This is a genomic window from Chryseobacterium sp. HNCC26DJ240, assembly GCF_057180485.1.
This window is the reverse complement of record NZ_JBXUGK010000010.1, coordinates 138411-157206: the sequence shown is the minus strand read 5'-3', so window position 1 is coordinate 157206 and position 18796 is coordinate 138411. Positions and strand designations below refer to the sequence as shown.

General features: G+C 35.9%; 17 protein-coding genes. 6 read left to right on the top strand and 11 right to left on the bottom strand.

Annotated features, from left to right (window positions below; all coding sequences use genetic code 11):
* Positions 1–642: 642 nt before the first annotated feature.
* Together AC2A1G_RS19420 and AC2A1G_RS19415 are read right to left on the bottom strand one after the other, a co-directional pair.
* Positions 643–1065: a DUF6146 family protein gene (locus AC2A1G_RS19420; RefSeq protein ID WP_484048533.1), complete on the bottom strand. Its 423-nt coding sequence runs from the start codon at positions 1063–1065 to the stop codon at positions 643–645.
* 68 nt (positions 1066–1133) lie between these two features.
* Entirely contained in the window at positions 1134–2321 is a 1188-nt protein-coding gene (locus tag AC2A1G_RS19415) for an endonuclease/exonuclease/phosphatase family protein (RefSeq protein ID WP_484048532.1), read from the bottom strand.
* A 241-nt stretch (positions 2322–2562) separates the two neighbouring features.
* Here AC2A1G_RS19415 and AC2A1G_RS19410 point away from each other — a divergent pair, with 241 nt between their 5' ends.
* Together AC2A1G_RS19410 and AC2A1G_RS19405 are read left to right on the top strand one after the other, a co-directional pair.
* Complete coding sequence (locus AC2A1G_RS19410; RefSeq protein ID WP_484048531.1) at positions 2563–5430, top strand: carboxypeptidase regulatory-like domain-containing protein; 2868 nt, start codon at positions 2563–2565, stop codon at positions 5428–5430.
* Positions 5431–5456: 26 nt separating this feature from the next.
* Positions 5457–6842 carry a M949_1556 family lipoprotein gene (locus AC2A1G_RS19405; protein WP_484048530.1) on the top strand — a complete coding sequence of 462 codons (1386 nt, stop codon included), beginning with the start codon at positions 5457–5459 and terminating at the stop codon, positions 6840–6842.
* Positions 6843–7139: 297 nt separating this feature from the next.
* On the opposite strand, the gene AC2A1G_RS19400 is transcribed toward AC2A1G_RS19405, so the two are convergent.
* From AC2A1G_RS19400 to AC2A1G_RS19380, 5 genes are all read right to left on the bottom strand, one after another.
* Positions 7140–7610 (bottom strand): DUF6702 family protein, encoded by a 471-nt coding sequence (locus AC2A1G_RS19400; protein ID WP_484048529.1) that lies wholly within the window; start codon positions 7608–7610, stop codon positions 7140–7142.
* 60 nt (positions 7611–7670) lie between these two features.
* Positions 7671–8423, bottom strand: a complete 753-nt coding sequence (locus tag AC2A1G_RS19395) for an LOG family protein (RefSeq protein WP_484048528.1) — start codon at positions 8421–8423, stop codon at positions 7671–7673.
* 9 nt (positions 8424–8432) lie between these two features.
* A complete protein-coding gene (locus AC2A1G_RS19390; RefSeq protein ID WP_484048527.1) occupies positions 8433–9146 on the bottom strand; it encodes a nucleotidyltransferase family protein in 714 nt (237 codons plus the stop codon).
* A gap of 72 nt (positions 9147–9218) precedes the next feature.
* Positions 9219–9629 (bottom strand): RapZ C-terminal domain-containing protein, encoded by a 411-nt coding sequence (locus tag AC2A1G_RS19385; protein WP_484048526.1) that lies wholly within the window; start codon positions 9627–9629, stop codon positions 9219–9221.
* Between the two features lie 164 nt (positions 9630–9793).
* Positions 9794–10813 carry an aminoglycoside phosphotransferase family protein gene (locus AC2A1G_RS19380; RefSeq protein ID WP_484048525.1) on the bottom strand — a complete coding sequence of 340 codons (1020 nt, stop codon included), beginning with the start codon at positions 10811–10813 and terminating at the stop codon, positions 9794–9796.
* 51 nt (positions 10814–10864) lie between these two features.
* On the opposite strand from AC2A1G_RS19380, the gene xrtF reads away from it, so the two are divergent.
* From xrtF to AC2A1G_RS19360, 4 genes are all read left to right on the top strand, one after another.
* Positions 10865–11386: an exosortase family protein XrtF gene (gene xrtF, locus AC2A1G_RS19375; RefSeq protein WP_484048524.1), complete on the top strand. Its 522-nt coding sequence runs from the start codon at positions 10865–10867 to the stop codon at positions 11384–11386.
* The gene (locus AC2A1G_RS19370; RefSeq protein WP_484048523.1) at positions 11383–11820 is read left to right on the top strand and encodes an exosortase F system-associated membrane protein; all 438 of its coding nucleotides are present in this window, start codon (positions 11383–11385) and stop codon (positions 11818–11820) included. Before xrtF ends, AC2A1G_RS19370 begins: the two co-directional genes overlap by 4 nt.
* Before the next feature lie 285 nt (positions 11821–12105).
* On the top strand, positions 12106–12468 hold the full coding sequence (locus AC2A1G_RS19365; RefSeq protein WP_484048522.1) for a helix-turn-helix domain-containing protein: 363 nt from the start codon (positions 12106–12108) through the stop codon (positions 12466–12468).
* A gap of 41 nt (positions 12469–12509) precedes the next feature.
* A complete protein-coding gene (locus AC2A1G_RS19360; protein WP_484048521.1) occupies positions 12510–12950 on the top strand; it encodes a hypothetical protein in 441 nt (146 codons plus the stop codon).
* A 287-nt stretch (positions 12951–13237) separates the two neighbouring features.
* Here AC2A1G_RS19360 and AC2A1G_RS19355 read toward each other — a convergent pair whose 3' ends face one another.
* From AC2A1G_RS19355 to AC2A1G_RS19340, 4 genes are all read right to left on the bottom strand, one after another.
* Positions 13238–14230, bottom strand: coding sequence for a cation diffusion facilitator family transporter (locus AC2A1G_RS19355; RefSeq protein WP_484048520.1), 993 nt, complete (start codon positions 14228–14230; stop codon positions 13238–13240).
* Between the two features lie 221 nt (positions 14231–14451).
* Entirely contained in the window at positions 14452–15444 is a 993-nt protein-coding gene (locus tag AC2A1G_RS19350; protein WP_484048519.1) for an aspartate-semialdehyde dehydrogenase, read from the bottom strand.
* 75 nt (positions 15445–15519) lie between these two features.
* Complete coding sequence (locus AC2A1G_RS19345; RefSeq protein ID WP_484048518.1) at positions 15520–15951, bottom strand: hypothetical protein; 432 nt, start codon at positions 15949–15951, stop codon at positions 15520–15522.
* A gap of 86 nt (positions 15952–16037) precedes the next feature.
* Entirely contained in the window at positions 16038–18782 is a 2745-nt protein-coding gene (locus AC2A1G_RS19340) for a TonB-dependent receptor (protein ID WP_484048517.1), read from the bottom strand.
* Between the last annotated feature and the right edge of the window lie 14 nt (positions 18783–18796).

Below are 18796 nucleotides of genomic sequence, written 5' to 3'. Positions count from 1 at the left end.
TTTGATTGGGGATTTTTTTTTGCTTTGATGCGGGGTGCGAGAAGCGAAATTCAAGATTTAAAATTCAAAGTTCAAGATGCGGGGTGCGGGATCAAATTCAAGACTTAAAATTTAAGTTGGATGCAAGATTAAGGTTAAGATTTGCAATGCTGGTAGGAATGAAAGTCATAACTGGAAATACAAAAAAAAGTATAAAAAACAACCTTAACCACGCTTTTGATAAAAAAATGATAACGTCTCAGGCACCCATCATCCAACACCCAATATCTTGCATCAATCATTACCCATTACTCATCTCTTTTACGAGATTACTTTCACAGTAGTTCGCTACCCCAGCCCTGAAAGTTCTAGCTAATCAATAAAGAAATAATGGTTAATTAAGAAACTGTGAATGTATTCCTGTCAAATAAATGATAATGTCTCAGGCACCCATCATCCATCATCCATCACTCAACATCAATCATTACTTATAAAACTTTTGTTCTCAGAAATAAATATTATTCCTATCGCCTTTCCCTAGCCCTGATAACAGCGGAATCCTTTTTTGTCTTTGAGAAATAGGTAAATTATCTATAGGAGTCGGCAACAAAAAAGATACAACGGATAGCAGGAATCAGCTCCTAAGAGATCTCATTTTTATCTTTAAAATCTTGTTGAGTCTCTTGCTCCCAAGCCATTCATTTTTAATCCATATTTCCATTGGACGTACGCGAAAACCTGATAGAGTCTGTACTCAAACTTGATGCCGTATTTTTCTGCTGGATCATATTGTATTGATGATTCTATAACATTTCTGTAGCGACCTGATGTGAAGTAAGAATTCCATTCGGTGACGAGAAAGGTGTTTCTGTTTTTCAGATAGCTTTCAGTATACTGTGAGATTGGTTGAGCAATGGCGTTTAGAAAATAATCATACTGGGTATCAATTACTGTAAGTTCCCATTCTCCATCGTCATTTTTTTCCGGTTTCATTACCGATTCTTCGTCTGCTTTTTGTGGTTTGCTCTGAGTAAAATGACTAACCGGGAAAAGTGCGAATGCCAAAATAATTATTAAATTTTTCATTGTGATTCTTTTAAATAAATAAAGCACTCCAATAAGAGTGCCTTTTATGCTGTAAAATAAATTTTTTGTTAAGGTTCTTTTTGCAGAACTACAAAAGCGGGGAAGTGATCACTGTAGCCTCCCGTAAACTGGTCTCCATTCCAGGAGCGGAATGGATAGCCACGGTAATTTCCTTCTTTATTGACTAAATAGGGTGGTGCAAATACCTCCGTTTTGTACACAGAATATTCTTTGGTTACTTCTTTTGAAATAACATTTTGAGATACGATAATCTGATCAAATAAGTTTGGCGCATCCTGATAAGCTAAAGATGCCACCCCTTTTTTATACAAAGGATACATCAAATTAAGATAGGGAGTACTGTCGCTTAAATCTTTTACGTTGGCTTGAGCTTTTAGATTATTTTTCAGGCTTGAACTTACCGGATCGTCGTTGAAATCGCCCATTGCAAAAAGTTTTACGGTAGGATCCTCTGCTCTTACGCTGTCCATTTGCTTTTTAAGTAATTGTGCTGCTGCATTTCTTTTTGGAAGTGAAGCTGCCTCGCCGCCTCTTCTTGATGGCCAGTGATTCATAAAAACAGTGATTTTTTCGTTATCAAGAAGTCCGCTCACAACAAGAATATCTCTTGTATATTCTCTTTTTCCTTCCTCATTAAAAACCTTAAGTTCTTTTTTTACTGAATTGGTCACTTTAAATCTTTTTTTCTGATAAATTAATGCAACGTCAATTCCTCTGTAGTCATAAGAATTGTAATGAACAATTCCGTAATCATATTTAGCTAAAGTAGGATGTTTTACCAAATCTTCGATGACCTGACGGTTTTCTACCTCGATAAGACCTACCACTGCAGGGGCTGTTTTTGTATACTGCGCTCCCAATTCGGAGATTACTTTGGCTTCGTTGGCCAATTTCTGTCTGTACACTTTTGTGTTGTAGTTTTTCCCGCTTGAAGGTGTAAATTCGTCTGCTCCGCTTTGGTAACGTACTGCTTTTTTTCCTTTCAAAGATTCGTCATTCCAAACCCCTTCATATTTTTCTGATTCAAGAAATTTTATACTGTCTAAAGGAATGCTGCGATGAAAAGCAGGGTTTTTTATGTCTTTAGTTCCGTCTATATAATCCGCAGATTTTATCGTATCCCAAAGGTTTTCTACGTTTAGAAAACCTACTGTAGCAACTTTTCTAAGCTTTCCCTGCTGTGCAAAACTAAAGGTTGTGATTACCAGCATTAGTATGCTCAATGATTTTTTCATTATAGATATTACGTTTAATTAATGTGCAAATTTAAATTATTTTAAAACACTGCGTTTTAAATATTTGTAAATTTATACCGCAAATTTTTATGACAAGGTATACTGTATTATTAAAATTTAACAATGTTAAGAAAAAGTAACATTAAAATAATTTTTAAATAAATAATTTAATTAAATTTGTGCCCCCAAAAGTTTTTAACTATTTGAGAATTAAGCTAGAAAGTATTAAAAAAGTATATACATGTTTAAAAAGCTATCATTAGTCTCTTTATTTACTTTACTTCCCGCATCTTATTATTTTGCGCAGACCACAGTCTATGCATATCTGAAAGATGCCGATGGTAAGCCTGTCGAAAAAGCAGAAGTAGACCTTAAAGGGAGCGAAAATGATGTAACGGCAGACAAGATTGGATATTTTCAATTTGTAGATCTCATGCCGGGACATTATCAGGTGGTCATCACAAAACCAAACTACGAAACTAAGGTGGTAGATTTTGATGTGACCAGTTACGAAAAACGAAAAGATCTGGGTGTAATGGTTCTTGGTTCTGCTCTTACGGGTGCAGATCAGGGATTGGCAATCATCGACAGTGATGACGATGAAGATTCAAACAGCCAGGCATCTACAGTGGGACTTTTACAGTCTTCGCAGGATGTTTTCAGCAGAATTGCTTCTTTTGACTTAGGTTTCTACTGGTTCAGACCAAGAGGAATTGATGGGAGAATGGGAGAAAATATGTTGAATGGTGTTTCTATGGTGAAATCTGATAACGGAAACGTTGATTTCGGAAACTGGGGTGGTCTTAATGAAATTACAAGATACCCTGAAATCTCTCAGAATCATGCTCCTTCAGAATATGCCTTCGGTGGAAATTCTTCTGTAATTTACAAGAATACCAAAGCGAGTGAATACAGAAAAGGATTCCAGGGGACTTACTCAATCACCAACAGAAACTACAGAAACCGTTTTTCTTTGAGATATACTTCAGGGATGAGCAAGAAAGGTTGGGCATTCACTATTATGGGTGCAAGAAGATGGGCAGAAGAGGGGATTCAGGAAGGTACTTTCTATGATGCTTACGGAGCTTATCTTGGAATTGAGAAGAAGTTTAATGATAAGCATACGATGACTTTCAACTTCATTGGTGCGCCTTACAGAAGGTCAACTTCGAGCCCAAGTACACAGGAAGTTTATAATTACAGAGGTGTACATTACAATTCTTATTGGGGATATCAGGACGGCGAGCAAAGAAGTGAAAGAGTAAGAAGAGGCTTCCAGCCGATTTTGCAACTTCAGGATTTCTGGAAAATCACTCCTAAAACCAATCTTTGGACTTCAGTATCTTATCAGTTTGGTAAAGATAAAGGTTCACGTTTAGACTGGCAGAATGTTCAGAATCCTTCTCCAACATATTACAGAAACCTTCCGAGTTATTATGATTTTTTAAATCCGGATGCATCAGTTCCGATTCCTGGAGGGACTGATGGTACAACAGCACAGCAGGCGTTTACAACATCTTTAAATGCATGGCAGAACGGCGATGCTAATATAACTCAGATCAATTGGGACAGACTTTACAGAAGAAATATGTCTCAGGCACCTGGTAATTACTATGGTCAGATAGGTAAAAGAGCTTTGTACTATATGGTGAATGATGTAAGTGATGACAAAATTTTCAACGCATCTACTCACTTAACGCATAATTTTAATGATACTTCAAAATTCATTTTAAACGTTTCTTATCAGAATTACCGTACTGAGCAATACAGAGAGGTTAATGATCTTTTAGGTGCTGATTTCGTTTTAAACAGAGATCCTTTTGCAGCGACAAATCAACCTGGGAAGTCTGGATTATTTAACGAGCTTGATGATAATGTTGCGAAAAAAGTAGGTGATAAAATGACCTACGATTATATTTTCAGAAGACAGGAATTTAAAGTAAATCCTGGTTTTAAATTTACTTCAGGAAAGTTTGACGTATTTGTTTCTGCATTGGCAGGATATTCTTCTTCAAGCAGAGAAGGTCTTTTCAAACATTATTTATATAACGATTCTTACGGAAAAGGTAAAAACTACAACTTCTTAAATTTTGGTTTGAAAGCTCAGGCAATCTACAGAATGAACGGAAGAAACTTCTTCGTTTACAACGGTGCAATGTATAATCAGGCTCCATTCTTAGAAGATCTATTCTTCAACCCAAGGGTAAATGGTTCAGTTGCTCCAAATATCAAGAGTACAGTAGTAAATGCTAACGACTTAAGTTATGTAGTAGCAACACCTTTCGTTAAAATGAGACTTACAGGTTTCTTAGTTAATACCGAAAACGAAACTACAGTACAGAGATTCTTTGCAGATGGTCTTCCATTAGCAGGTGTAGATGCTGACGGTAATGCAACCAATGTGCAGAGTGCATTTGTAACGCAGGTAATGACTGATGTGAAAAGAAGAAATATGGGTGGTGAATTTGGTATCGATGTAAAAGTTTTACCTACACTATCTCTACAAGGGGTTGCAAGCTATGGTCAGTATACTTATCAAAATAATCCTAACGTTTACTTTGGTTCTGATGCTATTGGAGCTTTTGCAAATGGTCAGTCAAGTACAAATCTTGGTAAAGCTTATATAAAAAATTACAGACAGGGAGGTACTCCACAGCAGGCTTATTCATTAGGTTTAAGATACAATTCACCTAAATACTATTGGATTGGTGCCAACTGGAATTTTCTTGATGATAATTATCTTGATCCTGCAGCTTTGGTGCGTACAGAATCATTTGTTCAAAACGGTACTGCCGGAACACCTTTTTATGGTTTGACGAATGACGAAGTCAGAGACGTATTGAGACCAAACAAATTGCCATCAGCTCATTTCTTTAATGTAAATGCTGGTAAATCTTGGATTATTGGTAAATACTACGTTCTTATTTCTGCCTCAGTAAATAACGTATTTGATAATACTAAATACATTACTGGAGGATTTGAGCAGGTACGAAATGCTAAATTTGATACTTACCAAGAAGACTTTAGCAGAGAATACACTCTGTTTGCACCAAAATACTGGTACACACAGGGAAGATCATATTTTGTAAATTTACAGTTTAGATTCTAACATTAATTATTTTAAAAATTACGACAATGAATATAAAAAAATACTTAAGTCTGGTAACAGGAGTTGCGTTGTCTGCAATTGCTATTACTTCTTGTACACAAAAAGATGAGTGGGAAACTCCCCCTATCAATTGTGAAAATAAATTTCCTAATACAAATACTACTTTGGCAACATTTAAAGCATTGGCGCCAGCTTCGGGATATTTGTTGATTACAGATGATAAAATTTTCGATGGTTACGTTGTGTCTTCTGACGAAAGTGGAAACTTTTATAAAACAATTTCTATCCAGGATAAACCTGAAAATCCCACTGCCGGTATTTCAATAGAAGTTGATAGAGCAAGCAATTATGCAGATTTTCCAGTGGGATCACATGTTAGAATCAATGCAAGAGGATTAAGATTGGGTCTTGACAGAGGAACTGTGAAAATAGGTTCGGTAGATCCTACTTACAATATCGGTAGGATTCCTGCTTCACTTTTAAGCAGATATATTGCAGGTGTTTGTAACGGAAACGGTCTTGAAGTAGCTACAATCAAACCATTAGAGTTGGCTGATATTAATGCTGCTAAAAACGAACAATACATCAACATGTTGGTAAAAGTACCCTCAGCTCAATTTACAACCGGAGATCTTTTCCCTGCACCAAAAACTTTTATTGACTATGTAGGAGGTGCAGGAGTAGATACTGACAGAACTATTGAAGATGCTTCAGGAAATTCTGTAGTAATCAGAAACTCAGGGTTTTTCTCTGAAGGTTCTAAAAAACTTCCTACAGGAAACGGTTCAGCTACATTCGTAGTAAGTAGATACAATTCAACATGGCAAATGCTAATCAGAAATTCTGCAGATCTTAACTTTGGTGGTGCAAGAGTAGACTCTGCTCCTCCTAAAGGTGGAACTACAATTGCATTTTCTGGTACTTTCCTTGAAAATTTTGAGAGCTATTCAGCTACCAATCTTGAGGTATATCCTAAATATATAAATGATCCATTGGTAGGGAACAGATACTGGCAGTTGAAGACTTTCAGTGGCAATAAATACATCCAGCTTTCGGCAAATGCAGGTTCTGGTGCTTATGTTACTTACTTTGCTGTTCCAATTGATTTTACTGCAGCAAGTCAGTTCAAATTTGATGTAAATGTTGGCTTTTTTAACGGCAATGTTCTGAAAGTTTATACTACAACTAACTACACGGCATTAAGTGATATTTCTACTGCTACAAAAACAGATATTACATCTAGTTTTACTATTCCTCAGGCTCCGGCAGCAAATTACGGAGTATTAACTCCAGCTGGAACATATAATATTCCTGCTGCACTTACCGGAAATGGGTATATTCTTTTTGAATATTCAGGTAATGCATCTGGTGCATCTACTACAATTCAGTTAGATAACATTCAGGCTTTGTAATCAAGGAAAGATTTAAATATAATAAAGGAATCGTTCGAAAGAATGGTTCCTTTTTTTTGGATAATATTTGAGCTTGTTTAAATTTAATTTTAATAAAAATTTGAATACCTAATTTCTCGGATAAAATATGTTTAGTGCCTGATGAAATAATAATTAATGTTGTATTTCTTCTAAGTTAGTATTTATGAAATAGTAATTCTGCTGCAAGTCTCTCTATAATCATTTTTATTCAGATTAAAACATAAAAAAACCACTGAATACTCAATGGCTTTATAGTTTTAAAAGGGATATTAAAATTTAGAAATCAACTTCATTAACCTCTTTGCCACGTTGGAAGTTCATCGTTTTCTGACTTCCTTTGTAGGCGATGTTTACAAGATTGATCTGTTTCGGAAATGCTCCGAGTAAGATTGTATTCTTTATTTTAAGTGTATTTACATCCGAAACACCGTTCGCTTCAAAATATACCCAAACTGTTTCTCCGCTCACCTGACTCCCTGTAAAAGTGAGTGTTTTTGGTGATCCGTTGACGTACACATCGAAATTGTTATTTACATATTTCTTTACTTCAGCTTCAAATCCGGCAGTGTTTCTGTTGATCTTAATGGCATCAGAAATATGACCCGTATTTATTTTTGAGGTAAATTTTAATGTTTTACTGCCCTCGATATAATCTGCTTTGGTCATTGAAGAGTAAAAGTCAAAGACTGCGAAACTCATCAAGGAGAACAAAGCTAAAAATCCTGTTAAATATAAAATTTTTCTCATTTCAGTTAATTATTTTTCCGATCATTTGTGTTTGGTTTAAAATCTCAAATTATGTGCCAATCAGAAGTTTACGTTTACAGAATACTTGTCGTAAAAAGCTTTAATATGTGCAACAGCCTCATCAGCAGTGTCTACCACACGGTAAAGATCAAGATCAGGCTCAGAAATCATTTTTTCTTTAAGTAAAGTTTCTTTAAACCAATCTAACAGGCCACCCCAAAATTCAGAACCAACCAACACGATTGGAAATTTGCCGATTTTATTGGTTTGAATTAATGTTAAAGCTTCTGTAAGCTCGTCCAAAGTTCCAAAACCTCCAGGCATCACAATAAATCCTTGTGAATATTTGATGAACATTACTTTTCTCACAAAGAAATAATCGAAATTGAGAGAATACATTTTGTTGATATACGGATTAAAATGCTGCTCAAAAGGCAAATCAATATTTAAACCGATAGATTTTCCCTTAGCGTTGAAAGCACCTTTGTTTCCGGCTTCCATAATTCCTGGGCCGCCTCCAGTGATTACCCCAAAACCAATTTTCGTGATCTTTTCTGCAATTTCTACTGCCATGTTATAATATTTGCTCTCCGGCTGCAGTCTTGCTGATCCAAAAATAGAAACACAAGGTCCTATTTTCGCCATTTTTTCGTAGCCATTCACAAATTCCGCCATTACTTTGAAAACCATCCAGCTGTCTTTGGTAATGGTTTCATCCCAGGTTTTATCTTTCAGGCTGTCGTGCAATTTTGTTTCGTTGATATCCAATTCAGGGTTTTGTAAACTTTCGTCCCTGCTTCCTTCAATTCCCATTATTTCTTCTTATTTAAAATATTTTTCGGCTTCAATTACAGATTCCGGTCTTCCTACATCTATTAAAATGTTGTCATGCAAAAATCCGTGAATTTGCTCCGTCTGCATCAGATCGAGATATTCTTCCATTACTGAAAACTTTCCTGTCCTTTTGATTTTATCAAAAATTAATGGATTTATACAGTGAACTCCACTAAATGCATAAGGTTTGAACCCTTTGTTGAATTCAGCCAAACGCTGTTCTCCGGTTTGTATATTAAGCCATCCTCTCAGTACAAAATCATCATTAAAAAGCAGTTTTCTCGAGCTTTCTCTGTCTGATACCGCTAAAGTAGCAAAATCTTTCATCTTTTTGTGATATTCTACCAAATCATTGATGTTGATTTCCGTAAGAATGTCTGCATTCATGATGATAAAATCTTCTCCGTGATCTAAAAATCTTTTGGCAAAGACCAATCCACCGCCGGTTTCAAGAAGTTCTTCAGACTCATCAGAAATTTCAATGTTTGCCTTAAAATGATCATTGAATTTTAAAAAATCTACAATCTGATTTCCGAAATGATGTACGTTGATCACAAAATCATTGATGCCGAAACTTTGAAGATACTTAATATTTCTCTCCAAAAGTGAAACATCATTTACCTTAGCCAGAGCTTTCGGATGATGATCTGTAAAGGGTTTTAAGCGGGTTCCTTTACCTGCTGCAAAAATTAGTGCCTTCATTTTATGATTGATAAGTGATGATTGATAATTGATATTGGAAGTTTTGCATGATCATTCATAGATTATCAATCATCATTTATTATTTAGTTGATGTTGCTCGTCATGGTGCAGGCTTATTTCTACCTGTTCACCATATTTTTCTTCGATGAAATGAGCGATTTTTATAGCAGAATACACCGATCTGTGCTGTCCTCCTGTGCATCCGAAATTGATTTGGAGATTTTCGAAACCTCTTTCCAGATAATTATCAATATTAATGGATACTAGATTTTTGATTAATTCTAAAAACTGAGGCATTTCAGTTTTTGTTTCAAGATATTCCTGAACGCCGATGTCGTTTCCGGTTTGAATTTTATATTCTTCTACTCTTCCGGGATTTAAAATTCCCCGGCAATCGAAAGTGAAACCTCCGCCGTTACCGCTGTCATCTTTGGGAATTCCTCCCTTTTTGTACGAAAAACTGTGAATGTCTATGTGTAGCATGTCTTTATAATTTATGATTGATGAATGATTATTGATTTAAAAAAAATCATTCTTTACTTTAAAATTTGCTCGACGTTTGTCGTTCCGTAGGAATCTAACCTTATATCATGCTGAGATTCCTGCGAAATGAAAAGTGGATGTTTTTTATATTATTTAATTGAAACTTAATGGTTTATTATTTCTTCAATTTTAAATTTCATTCGCTCTGAATTCAATTGTCGGATTACATTTTTCAATTCAGGGTAATTTTTCATCTCTTCCCATCTTTCTGAGAATTCTGTGATGTTTTGAATTCCTTTTTCTAAGCTTGAGATGAAGTGTGATTTCCTCTGAACCAATCCTCTTAAACCATACGCTCCCAAAACCTGCAGAAATCTCATCATTTGAATTGGTTTTACCGAATTTTTTAGTTCAAGACTTGTTTCTTGATTGTCAAACTGATTAATGTAGAAATCAAGCATTTCATTTTTAAAATTCTCAGGGAAATTCGCTTTTGCCTGAAATAAAAATGAAATAACATCATATATCAACGGACCTTTCATTGCAGACTGGTAATCAATGAATGAAACTTTTTCTTCATCATTCACCATAATATTTCTTGCCTGAAAATCGCGTATCATCAAACCTTTTGGCTCAAGATTTTCGATAAGTCTTGCAATTTCTTTAAACTCTTTCAGCAAGGTTGATTTGTGATATTCCAGGTCGAGAACGTCTGCGATGAAGTTTTTGAAATAATACAGATCATGCATTACAGGAAGTTCATCGTAGCTTTCGTACTCAAAAGTTTGCGTGTAATCGATTTTGTCTTCAGTTTTAATTTGAAGTTTAAAAAGCTTTTGAAGTGTTTGCTTTACCAAACTTTGTACTCTTTCAGACAGACCTTCTTCAGCAATAATTTCAGATAAGGTTTTTGTTCCTAAAAACTCCTGAATGTAGAGCTTTCGGTCGTCCGAAACGGCAAAAATCTGAGGCGTATTTAAATTTGATTTCTGAAAAACATCTGAAAAATACAGAAAGGATTCGTTTTCTCTAAGATTTTCGTTGAAGGTAATAATATACTCTCCGCTGGGGTTTGAAGCCTTGAAATTAACCCTTGCAGAACCGCTTTGAGCTAAAATTGTAAAGTCATCTGCGGGCTGGCCGAAATGGTTTTCGAAAAAAGATTTTGCTTGTTCCTGAGTCATAATAAGGTAACAAATATAATGATTTACCGCCGAATATTTTATCTTTGTGCTATGCTAAAGGACTTTAAACCTGTACTCGGGATTCTGCTGCGTTTCATCATTATTTATGTGGTGTTTATTCTGGTGTATCAGTTTTATCTGAACAGTTTTCAGGCGGAAGGTCTTGATCCTTATTCGCGTATGGTTGCCGACCAAGCTATGTGGATTCAGAATAAGCTAAGCTACCCAACGCTCCTTTACAATGATGTTCCGAACGAGCAGGTGTGGTTTTTTGTAAAAGAAAAATATATCAGCAGAATGGTGGAAGGCTGCAACGCAATTTCCGTTATTATTCTGTTTATGGCGTTTGTTTTTGCATTTTATAAAGGAGTGAAGACATTTGTTTTTGCACTGGCAGGTTTTGTTTTTCTTTATGTGATGAATGTTCTGAGGATTGTAGGACTGAATATTGTTGTTAGAGATCATCCGCAGTACAGCAAGATTGGACATGACTACGTTTTTCCAGCGATTATCTACGGCTCAGTTGTAGTTCTTTGGATGGTTTGGATTAAATTTTTTGCTTTAAAGAAATGAAAGTTTTAAGCTGGTTTTTTGTTTTAGCAGGAATTGCGGGAATTGTTTCCGTAAGAATTTTTGAAGAGTCACTTTTCTATGATCCTTTTCTGAATTACTTTCACGACGCTACGAAAAATGCAAAGTTTCCGGATTTTGAATGGACGAAATTGATTTTAAGTCATCTCTTCAGATTTATTTTAAATCTTATTTCATCCTGCATTATCATTCATTTTATATTTAAAAATAAAAGCTGGACGGTTCAGGGAGCGATTTTGATCACGATTATTTTCGCCATCACTTTTCCGATTTATCTGTATTGTGTTTCAGACAGATTTGAAACCGGCTATCTTTTTTCTTTTTATATGCGACGGTTTGTGATACAGCCTTTGATTTTACTTTTGATTATTCCGCTTTTCTATTACAGAAATCAAATTTTGACACGAGAGCAATAAACATCTCTAAATTTCATTTAAATTTAAAGGTTTAAACTTGAGATTGGATGTTTAAAACTTATAGTTTCAGCCTTAAAACTTCTATTTTCACATGTAAAACTTTATTGTAGATGTATTATACTTAAAATTAAAACCTTAAAGCATTATTAAGGTAGTATAATACTTATCTTATGATGTATTCTGCTTTATTAGAGAATGTTTATACTTGTTTATTATAGTTTGAAATTTAGAAATATCGATATTGTATCTGTAATTTGTTTATTTTTAATTAATAATTAAATACAAATGGGCGACAGAAAATATCTAAAGGAAAGTGCATTTCCTTATCCACACATCGGAAATTTGGTCTACAGAGTGATGAGTAATAAACGGATTTCGAAGGCTGAACTGTCCCGAAGACTGGGCGTTTCTACTTCTACAGTTTCACAGTATGTTCAGCAGCCGTCACTTCAGTTCGGGATTTTGTGGAATATTGGCATTGCCTTGAAATATGATTTTTTAAATGAATTAACCAATTTTTATCCCTCAACAATTTCACTCAATGAAAAGTCTAAATTGGTTTTGGAATTAAATGAAAAGATCAGTAAAATTACAGATCTGGAAAAGGAGATTGAGATCTATAAAGCTGCATTAGCGATCAAAGGTTGAAAATTGTCTTAAATTATTTTTACAAAATAAATATTTGAATAATGAAAAAGTATCTTTCTACAATCAAGCTGTTTTGCACTTTGTCAATACTGTTTTTGCTTTGCGGATGCAGTATACAGACCAATATTTATGTGCAGAATCTTACGGATGAAATGAAAGTGGTTACCATCAAATACAAAAGAAAGTTTGCTGAAATAAAAAGACCTTATCGCGAATTGAAATATATTGACAGCATCGAGCCTGTAAAATTTTTTAAACCTAAGAACGAAAATAAGCTGAAAGTGCTCGAACAAAAAGTGAGTGATTCTATGATTGTTCTCAATTTACCATCAAGATCTACGAGCAGGATTGAGCAAACATCCAATTACAACTGGCATTCAACTATAGAATATGTAGAAATTGACGATCACACATACAGCGTAGAGGAATTAGACCAAAAATTAGGGAGTGTGAAGAACGGAGATCTTCTGAAAATTGAGTAGGTTTTTTTCTAAAATCATTTGAGTTCGGCTTAATGATGTGCTAATATGGTTCTGATAGCAATTGTGTCGGGCTTTCCTTAACGTCCGTTATCCCGAACTCAGGTTAAAAAATGTAAAAAAGTACTTCCGTGTTCCTAGCCCAGATCGCAGCGGATACCCCACAGCAAGCGTTGGGGAGTTGATGGGCCTCAGCGGTGGAGAGGGAAGGCGCGAGGAGTATGAGCGGAGAGCTGGAAATAGCTCCTAAAAAATCTACACAGACTTTGATATAATTGAAATGTTTTTATTTAAATAGTATGTTTGTCCACGCTCGTCACGTTTTCCGGCGTCCATTTTACGCGCTGTACGAAAGGTAATTCCCGCACAGGGCAGTCGAAGATCTGACAAACCGGACAGGAAATGGTTTTGCAGTCATCCATGTGAAAATTAAATTCAACGGTTCTTTTTGTGTTTCTTGCTAAGAGAAGAATTACTTTTTCCATCTCCTGATGGGCCTCACGAAGGCTGTAATAGTAGGGAAGTGTGATGTGTGCATCGATGTGAAGAGAGGAACCGAACTGCTGGATTTTCATGTTGTGAATGTCGATCCATTCGGTATGTCTGTTTTTTTCCAGAAGGTCGATGATGTTTTGGAGAAGTTCAGGATTTTGTTCATCCATAATCCCGCTCAGTGATTTTCTCACAATTTTGTAGCCTACGAAAATGATGTAAAAGCCGAATATCAGGGCAACGACAGAATCAATCCAGTAAATTTTGGTAAAATAAACGATGACCAAACTGATGACCACGCCTAAAGTCGTAATCGTGTCGGACTGTAAATGCTTGCCGGATGAAATAAGGACTAATGAATTTTCTTTTTCACCTTTTTTGATGGAAATATATCCTAAGATATAGTTGATGACAGCGGTGGCAGCGATGATGGCGATTCCCCAATCGATGCTTTTCAGAATTCTTCCGGTCACCAAACTGTTGATGCCTTCGTAGATGATCATGATTCCGGCAATGGCGATGAGGGCACCTTCAATTCCTGCGGTAACGAACTCCACTTTTCCGTGGCCGTAAGGATGATCTTCGTCTTTTGGTTTTGAAGCCAAATACAGGGAATACAGTCCCATGAAGGCACTGATGACATTCACGATGCTTTCCATTGCATCAGAAAAGACGGCGTCTGAATCTGTGAGTTTCCAGGCAATGATTTTTCCGACAAAAAGAACAATTCCGAAAACCGCGATGAGTTTCTGGAAGCCTATTTTGTCTTTGTTGTTGTTTATAGTTGTCATTTCTTCAATCTTGAATTCTTCATTTGCTATATTCTACCTGTTGGGTGCTTTGTAACAGGATTTCATCCGGTCCTTCTGTTGTTGGTGTGTTTGATAGGATTTTATCCTATCCTTTGTTAGGTCGTCCCTTTGGGACTTTTACAAGATGTTTTGTACGTAAGAAGCTAAGAGCCAAATGCCAAAAGCAAAAAGAATCTCAACAGAGATTCTTTTTTGTTAGCTTATACTAAGTTGTTTGCAACAAGGTATTCTGCAATCTGCACTGCGTTGGTAGCAGCTCCTTTTCGGAGGTTGTCTGCTACGATCCAGCAGTTGAGTGTTTTGGGCTGCGATGCGTCTCTTCGGATTCTTCCGACGAAAACTTCATCTTTTCCTTCTGAGTAGAGTGGCATTGGGTATTCGTTGTTTTTGACGTTATCCATTACAACCACACCTGGTGTTTCAGATAAGATTTTTCTTACTTCATCGAGATCAAATTCGTTTTCAAATTCGATGTTTACACTTTCAGAATGGCCTCCCTGAACTGGAACTCTTACTGCGGTTGCAGTTAAATTGAATGTATCGTCACCTAAAATTTTCTTAGGTTCTTTCATTAGTTTAATCTCCTCTTTAGTGTAATCATTTTCTGAAAATACATCACAATGAGGCAATGCATTTTTGAAGATTTGGTAAGGATACACTTTAGCAACAGAATCGTTGCCTTCAATTTCTCCATTCAACTGGTCTACGGCAGCTTTACCTGTTCCTGTTACCGATTGATAAGTAGAAACGATTACTCTTTTTAAGTCGTATTTTTTATTTAAAGGCCCTAAAACCATTACCAACTGAATGGTAGAACAATTTGGATTAGCAATGATTTTATCTTCTTTCGTTAAAACATCAGCATTGATTTCCGGAACGACTAATTTCTTGGTAGGATCCATTCTCCATGCAGAAGAATTGTCGATAACGGTAATTCCGGCTTCGGCAAATTTCGGAGCGTATTCCAGAGAAGTGTCGCCACCTGCAGAGAAAATCGCAATATCCGGTTTGGCAGCTATAGCGTCGTCGATGCTTACGATAGTGTAATCTACCTGTTTATACTTCACCTGTTTACCAATAGATCTTTCAGAAGCTACCGGAATTAATTCAGTTACAGGGAAATTTCTCTCTTCGAGAACTTTAAGCATCACTTGTCCAACCATTCCTGTTGAACCTACTACAGCTACTTTCATTGTTTTAATTAAAAAATTTAAAGATTAAAATATTTCAAAATTATAAACACTGTGCTTACAATTTTTAATTAAATTCTATGCTCCGAAGACTCTTGCCCAAGGGAACGCATATCCGAATAATGCAACAGCAATTAATCCCATTACCATGATGGCAATAGACATTGTTTCTGCTGTTTTTAATTTTTTGTTGACGATGGTCATTAAAACCGCCGCTACCAACATTGAAAAAGGATGTTCTACATACTGAAATCTCATGGCTGAGTTTTTCATTACTTCACCCATGTTTACACCTTGGTTAAAAAATGTAACCAATAAAATAATTCCCACCAAAAACTGAATGTGGAAAAACACCATGGTAAAAAGTGTTGTTTTTCTTAAAAACTTATTTACTTTACCGCTGAAGCCAAACATTGTTGCCAAAAGAGCGATAACGAAAAGAACTACAAAAAGGAGTTCTAAATATCCAAAACCTTGATGAGCTTTGATTAAAATGTGTCTAAAATCCATTGTTTATTTATTTCTAATTTTTCAAGCACAAAGATAACAAAAAAACCCAGCTGTGAGGCTGGGTTTGTATGTAATAAACTCTGAATTTAGAATTTGAATGCAACAGAAGCTGCCCAGGTTCTACCGAAACCGAAGTAAACAGTGTTTCTTGTATCTAAACCTTTATAGAAGTTTAAAGGGTTGTTGATATATGCATCATACTTTTGTTGTGCTGTAGTAGTAACACCTCCTGTAGTTGTAGTTGTAAAATCTGCAAGCTCACTGATGTGTGTTGAAGACTTACCGTCAGAAATGTAAGTAGTGTCAAGTAAGTTGTAAACGTTTCCTGTTAACACCAATCTCTGTCCGTTTCCAACTTTGAAAGAATAAGATATACCTAAGTCAAATAGATTATAGCTAGGATATTCTAAAGCTCCTTTCTGAGCATTTCTAGATATTGAACCGTCATTTCCTACCAAGTAATCACCATTAAAGTTTACAAGACCGTAGTAATTAGAATAGTAATTCCAGTTTGCAAAAACGCTCAGGTCTTTTACAGGCTTTAAAGTGAATCCCAATGCAGCTGTTGTTTGAGCAGCATCAGATACTTTTACATCATCAAATGCAAGAGTTACATCATTTTTGCCGTTAAATAAAATTGGAGTTCCATTCTCATCAAAAATATTTCCAGTAGGATTACCTTTATAACGCCAATCTCCTAAAGAGAACATACCGTTAAAGCTTAAATAATCAGTAACTTTTAAATTACCTTCAAATTCAACTCCCATGTGAACTTGCTGAATTCCTGTAACGTTTGCAAACGGTCTGTTGTAAACGTTTGTTCCTGTTGCGGGAAGAGAAGGGTTTATAGCAATACCAGGAAGGTTTGTAAATCTCTGATATCTGTCTTTCCAAGAAGTGTAATACAGGTTTACGTTTGCTGTAAACATTCTGCTTCTGAAACCGTATCCTAATTCTGCAGAAGCAATTTTCTCATTAGTTAACAATGGATTTACAATCTGCTGGCTGCCAGTTGCTCTACCGTCGCTTAATGGACTTGTTGGATTAGCTGTAATTCTTGAAGTCAATGGTGCGTTAAATACTGCGTTAAATAATGGTTGCTTAGAGTAGTACCCAACATTAGCAAATACATTGTGTTTGTCATCAATGTTGTAGTTAATACCTCCCTTTGCATTAAATCCGAAAAGGAATTTAGTATCAGTTTTAGTATTTACAGTTTGGCCTTGCTGTACTGTTACGCCATCTATGATCCAGTTATCAATTCTTGAATATCCCTGCTCTGAAGCAGAACCCTGAATAAATGCTGAGATTTTATCATTAGAATATTCCAATTGTCCGAAAACTCCACCCCAAAGAACTTCGCCATCGAAATTTCTATATGCGATTTGATTTTTGTCTTTAACAGATTTTGCAAAAGGATTTGCAGATGGAGCAGCATTTTGAACTAAAGTTACATCGTAACCTCCAGGTACATTCATGTTATCCTGCTCAATATACTTGGTGTTTCCCCACAAGTCTGTTAATACACCAGGGTGATACCCGTAGTAATATCTTAAATCAATACCTCCTGAGAAATTCCAGTTTTCATTAATTTTATGCTGGAAATTAGATAATAAACCGTACCAGTCGTGAGAATTAATACTTGCCCTTCTTGCAAGACCGTTTCCGGAAGCCTTAGTGATAGAACCGTTTCTTAGTACTACACCTGGCATTGTGTTATTAGCTCCAAAATCAGCAACGTTTCCACCTTGATTCCATCTTACGATATCATCAAATCTGATTAAACCATCAGCCGTTTTTGGAAGTGAATTAATATTGAAATTATTAATTCCTCCAATAACTCCGGTACCTCCACCTCTACCCCATGATCCGTAAAGAACTGAAGATAATTTTGATTTTTCAGATATTTTCCAATCCCAGTTAACAGATGCTACTGGTTTGCTATAGAAGTTAACAGATTGAGACATAATGTCGCCATCCAAGTAACCCCAGTTTGAGTTGTATCTTCTGTTTGGCTCATCTACACCATTTCCATATTTAATAAAGTTTGCAATTGAGCTTTGGAAGTTCTGCATGTGTTTCTGAGGAGCTCCTGTGAAAGTAAACTGGAAATCATGCTTCTCATTAGGCTGATAACCTAAAGCAAAGTAATAGTTATATGCTTCGAATTCTGATCCGTCAATGTAAGTTGAACCTGCAGTTCTAGACATTAAGAATGAAGTTGACCAACCTTTAGCTGATTTACCTGTGTTGTAAGAGAATAAAGTTTTTAAGTAACCATCGTTACCAACACCCACCATTACGTTTCCTTCTCTTTTCTTGTCAGCAGCTCTTGTCACAATGTTTACAGTTCCTCCTACAGAAGCAATTGCTAATTTAGAAGAACCTAAACCTCTCTGAACCTGCATCGCTGAAGTTACGTCTGAAAGACCTAACCAGTTACTCCAGTATACAGCACCATCTTCCATACCATTTACCGGTACACCGTTGATCATAACAGCAGTATTGTTTGTATCAAAACCACGAATATTCATACGGCCATCACCAAAACCACCACCTCCTTTCGCAGCATAAATTGATGGTGTTGATTTTAAAATTTCAGGAAACTCCTGGTTTCCTAATCTTTCAACAATTTGTGCTTCTTTAATTGTTGAAACAGCAACCGGAGTTTTTCTGTCTTTAGCAAGATCGGCAACACCAGTAATAACAACAGCTTCGATATCTTTCGAGCTTTCGTTTTTTACAGTGTCCTGTACCTGCTGTGCATAATAAACACTAGCTGTTGATAACGTGATCAAGACAGTTAATGTAGATTTGTTGATTAATTTCATAATCGTAGTAATAG

Excerpts from the sequence above, each read along its gene's own strand:
- AC2A1G_RS19420 (WP_484048533.1), bottom strand. The coding sequence starts at position 1,065 with ATGAAAAATTTAATAATTATTTTGGCATTCGCACTTTTCCCGGTTAGT.
- AC2A1G_RS19415 (WP_484048532.1), bottom strand. The coding sequence starts at position 2,321 with ATGAAAAAATCATTGAGCATACTAATGCTGGTAATCACAACCTTTAGT.
- AC2A1G_RS19410 (WP_484048531.1), top strand. The coding sequence starts at position 2,563 with ATGTTTAAAAAGCTATCATTAGTCTCTTTATTTACTTTACTTCCCGCA.
- AC2A1G_RS19405 (WP_484048530.1), top strand. The coding sequence starts at position 5,457 with ATGAATATAAAAAAATACTTAAGTCTGGTAACAGGAGTTGCGTTGTCT.
- AC2A1G_RS19400 (WP_484048529.1), bottom strand. The coding sequence starts at position 7,610 with ATGAGAAAAATTTTATATTTAACAGGATTTTTAGCTTTGTTCTCCTTG.
- AC2A1G_RS19395 (WP_484048528.1), bottom strand. The coding sequence starts at position 8,423 with ATGGGAATTGAAGGAAGCAGGGACGAAAGTTTACAAAACCCTGAATTG.
- AC2A1G_RS19390 (WP_484048527.1), bottom strand. The coding sequence starts at position 9,146 with ATGAAGGCACTAATTTTTGCAGCAGGTAAAGGAACCCGCTTAAAACCC.
- AC2A1G_RS19385 (WP_484048526.1), bottom strand. The coding sequence starts at position 9,629 with ATGCTACACATAGACATTCACAGTTTTTCGTACAAAAAGGGAGGAATT.
- AC2A1G_RS19380 (WP_484048525.1), bottom strand. The coding sequence starts at position 10,813 with ATGACTCAGGAACAAGCAAAATCTTTTTTCGAAAACCATTTCGGCCAG.
- xrtF (WP_484048524.1), top strand. The coding sequence starts at position 10,865 with ATGCTAAAGGACTTTAAACCTGTACTCGGGATTCTGCTGCGTTTCATC.
- AC2A1G_RS19370 (WP_484048523.1), top strand. The coding sequence starts at position 11,383 with ATGAAAGTTTTAAGCTGGTTTTTTGTTTTAGCAGGAATTGCGGGAATT.
- AC2A1G_RS19365 (WP_484048522.1), top strand. The coding sequence starts at position 12,106 with ATGGGCGACAGAAAATATCTAAAGGAAAGTGCATTTCCTTATCCACAC.
- AC2A1G_RS19360 (WP_484048521.1), top strand. The coding sequence starts at position 12,510 with ATGAAAAAGTATCTTTCTACAATCAAGCTGTTTTGCACTTTGTCAATA.
- AC2A1G_RS19355 (WP_484048520.1), bottom strand. The coding sequence starts at position 14,230 with ATGACAACTATAAACAACAACAAAGACAAAATAGGCTTCCAGAAACTC.
- AC2A1G_RS19350 (WP_484048519.1), bottom strand. The coding sequence starts at position 15,444 with ATGAAAGTAGCTGTAGTAGGTTCAACAGGAATGGTTGGACAAGTGATG.
- AC2A1G_RS19345 (WP_484048518.1), bottom strand. The coding sequence starts at position 15,951 with ATGGATTTTAGACACATTTTAATCAAAGCTCATCAAGGTTTTGGATAT.
- AC2A1G_RS19340 (WP_484048517.1), bottom strand. The coding sequence starts at position 18,782 with ATGAAATTAATCAACAAATCTACATTAACTGTCTTGATCACGTTATCA.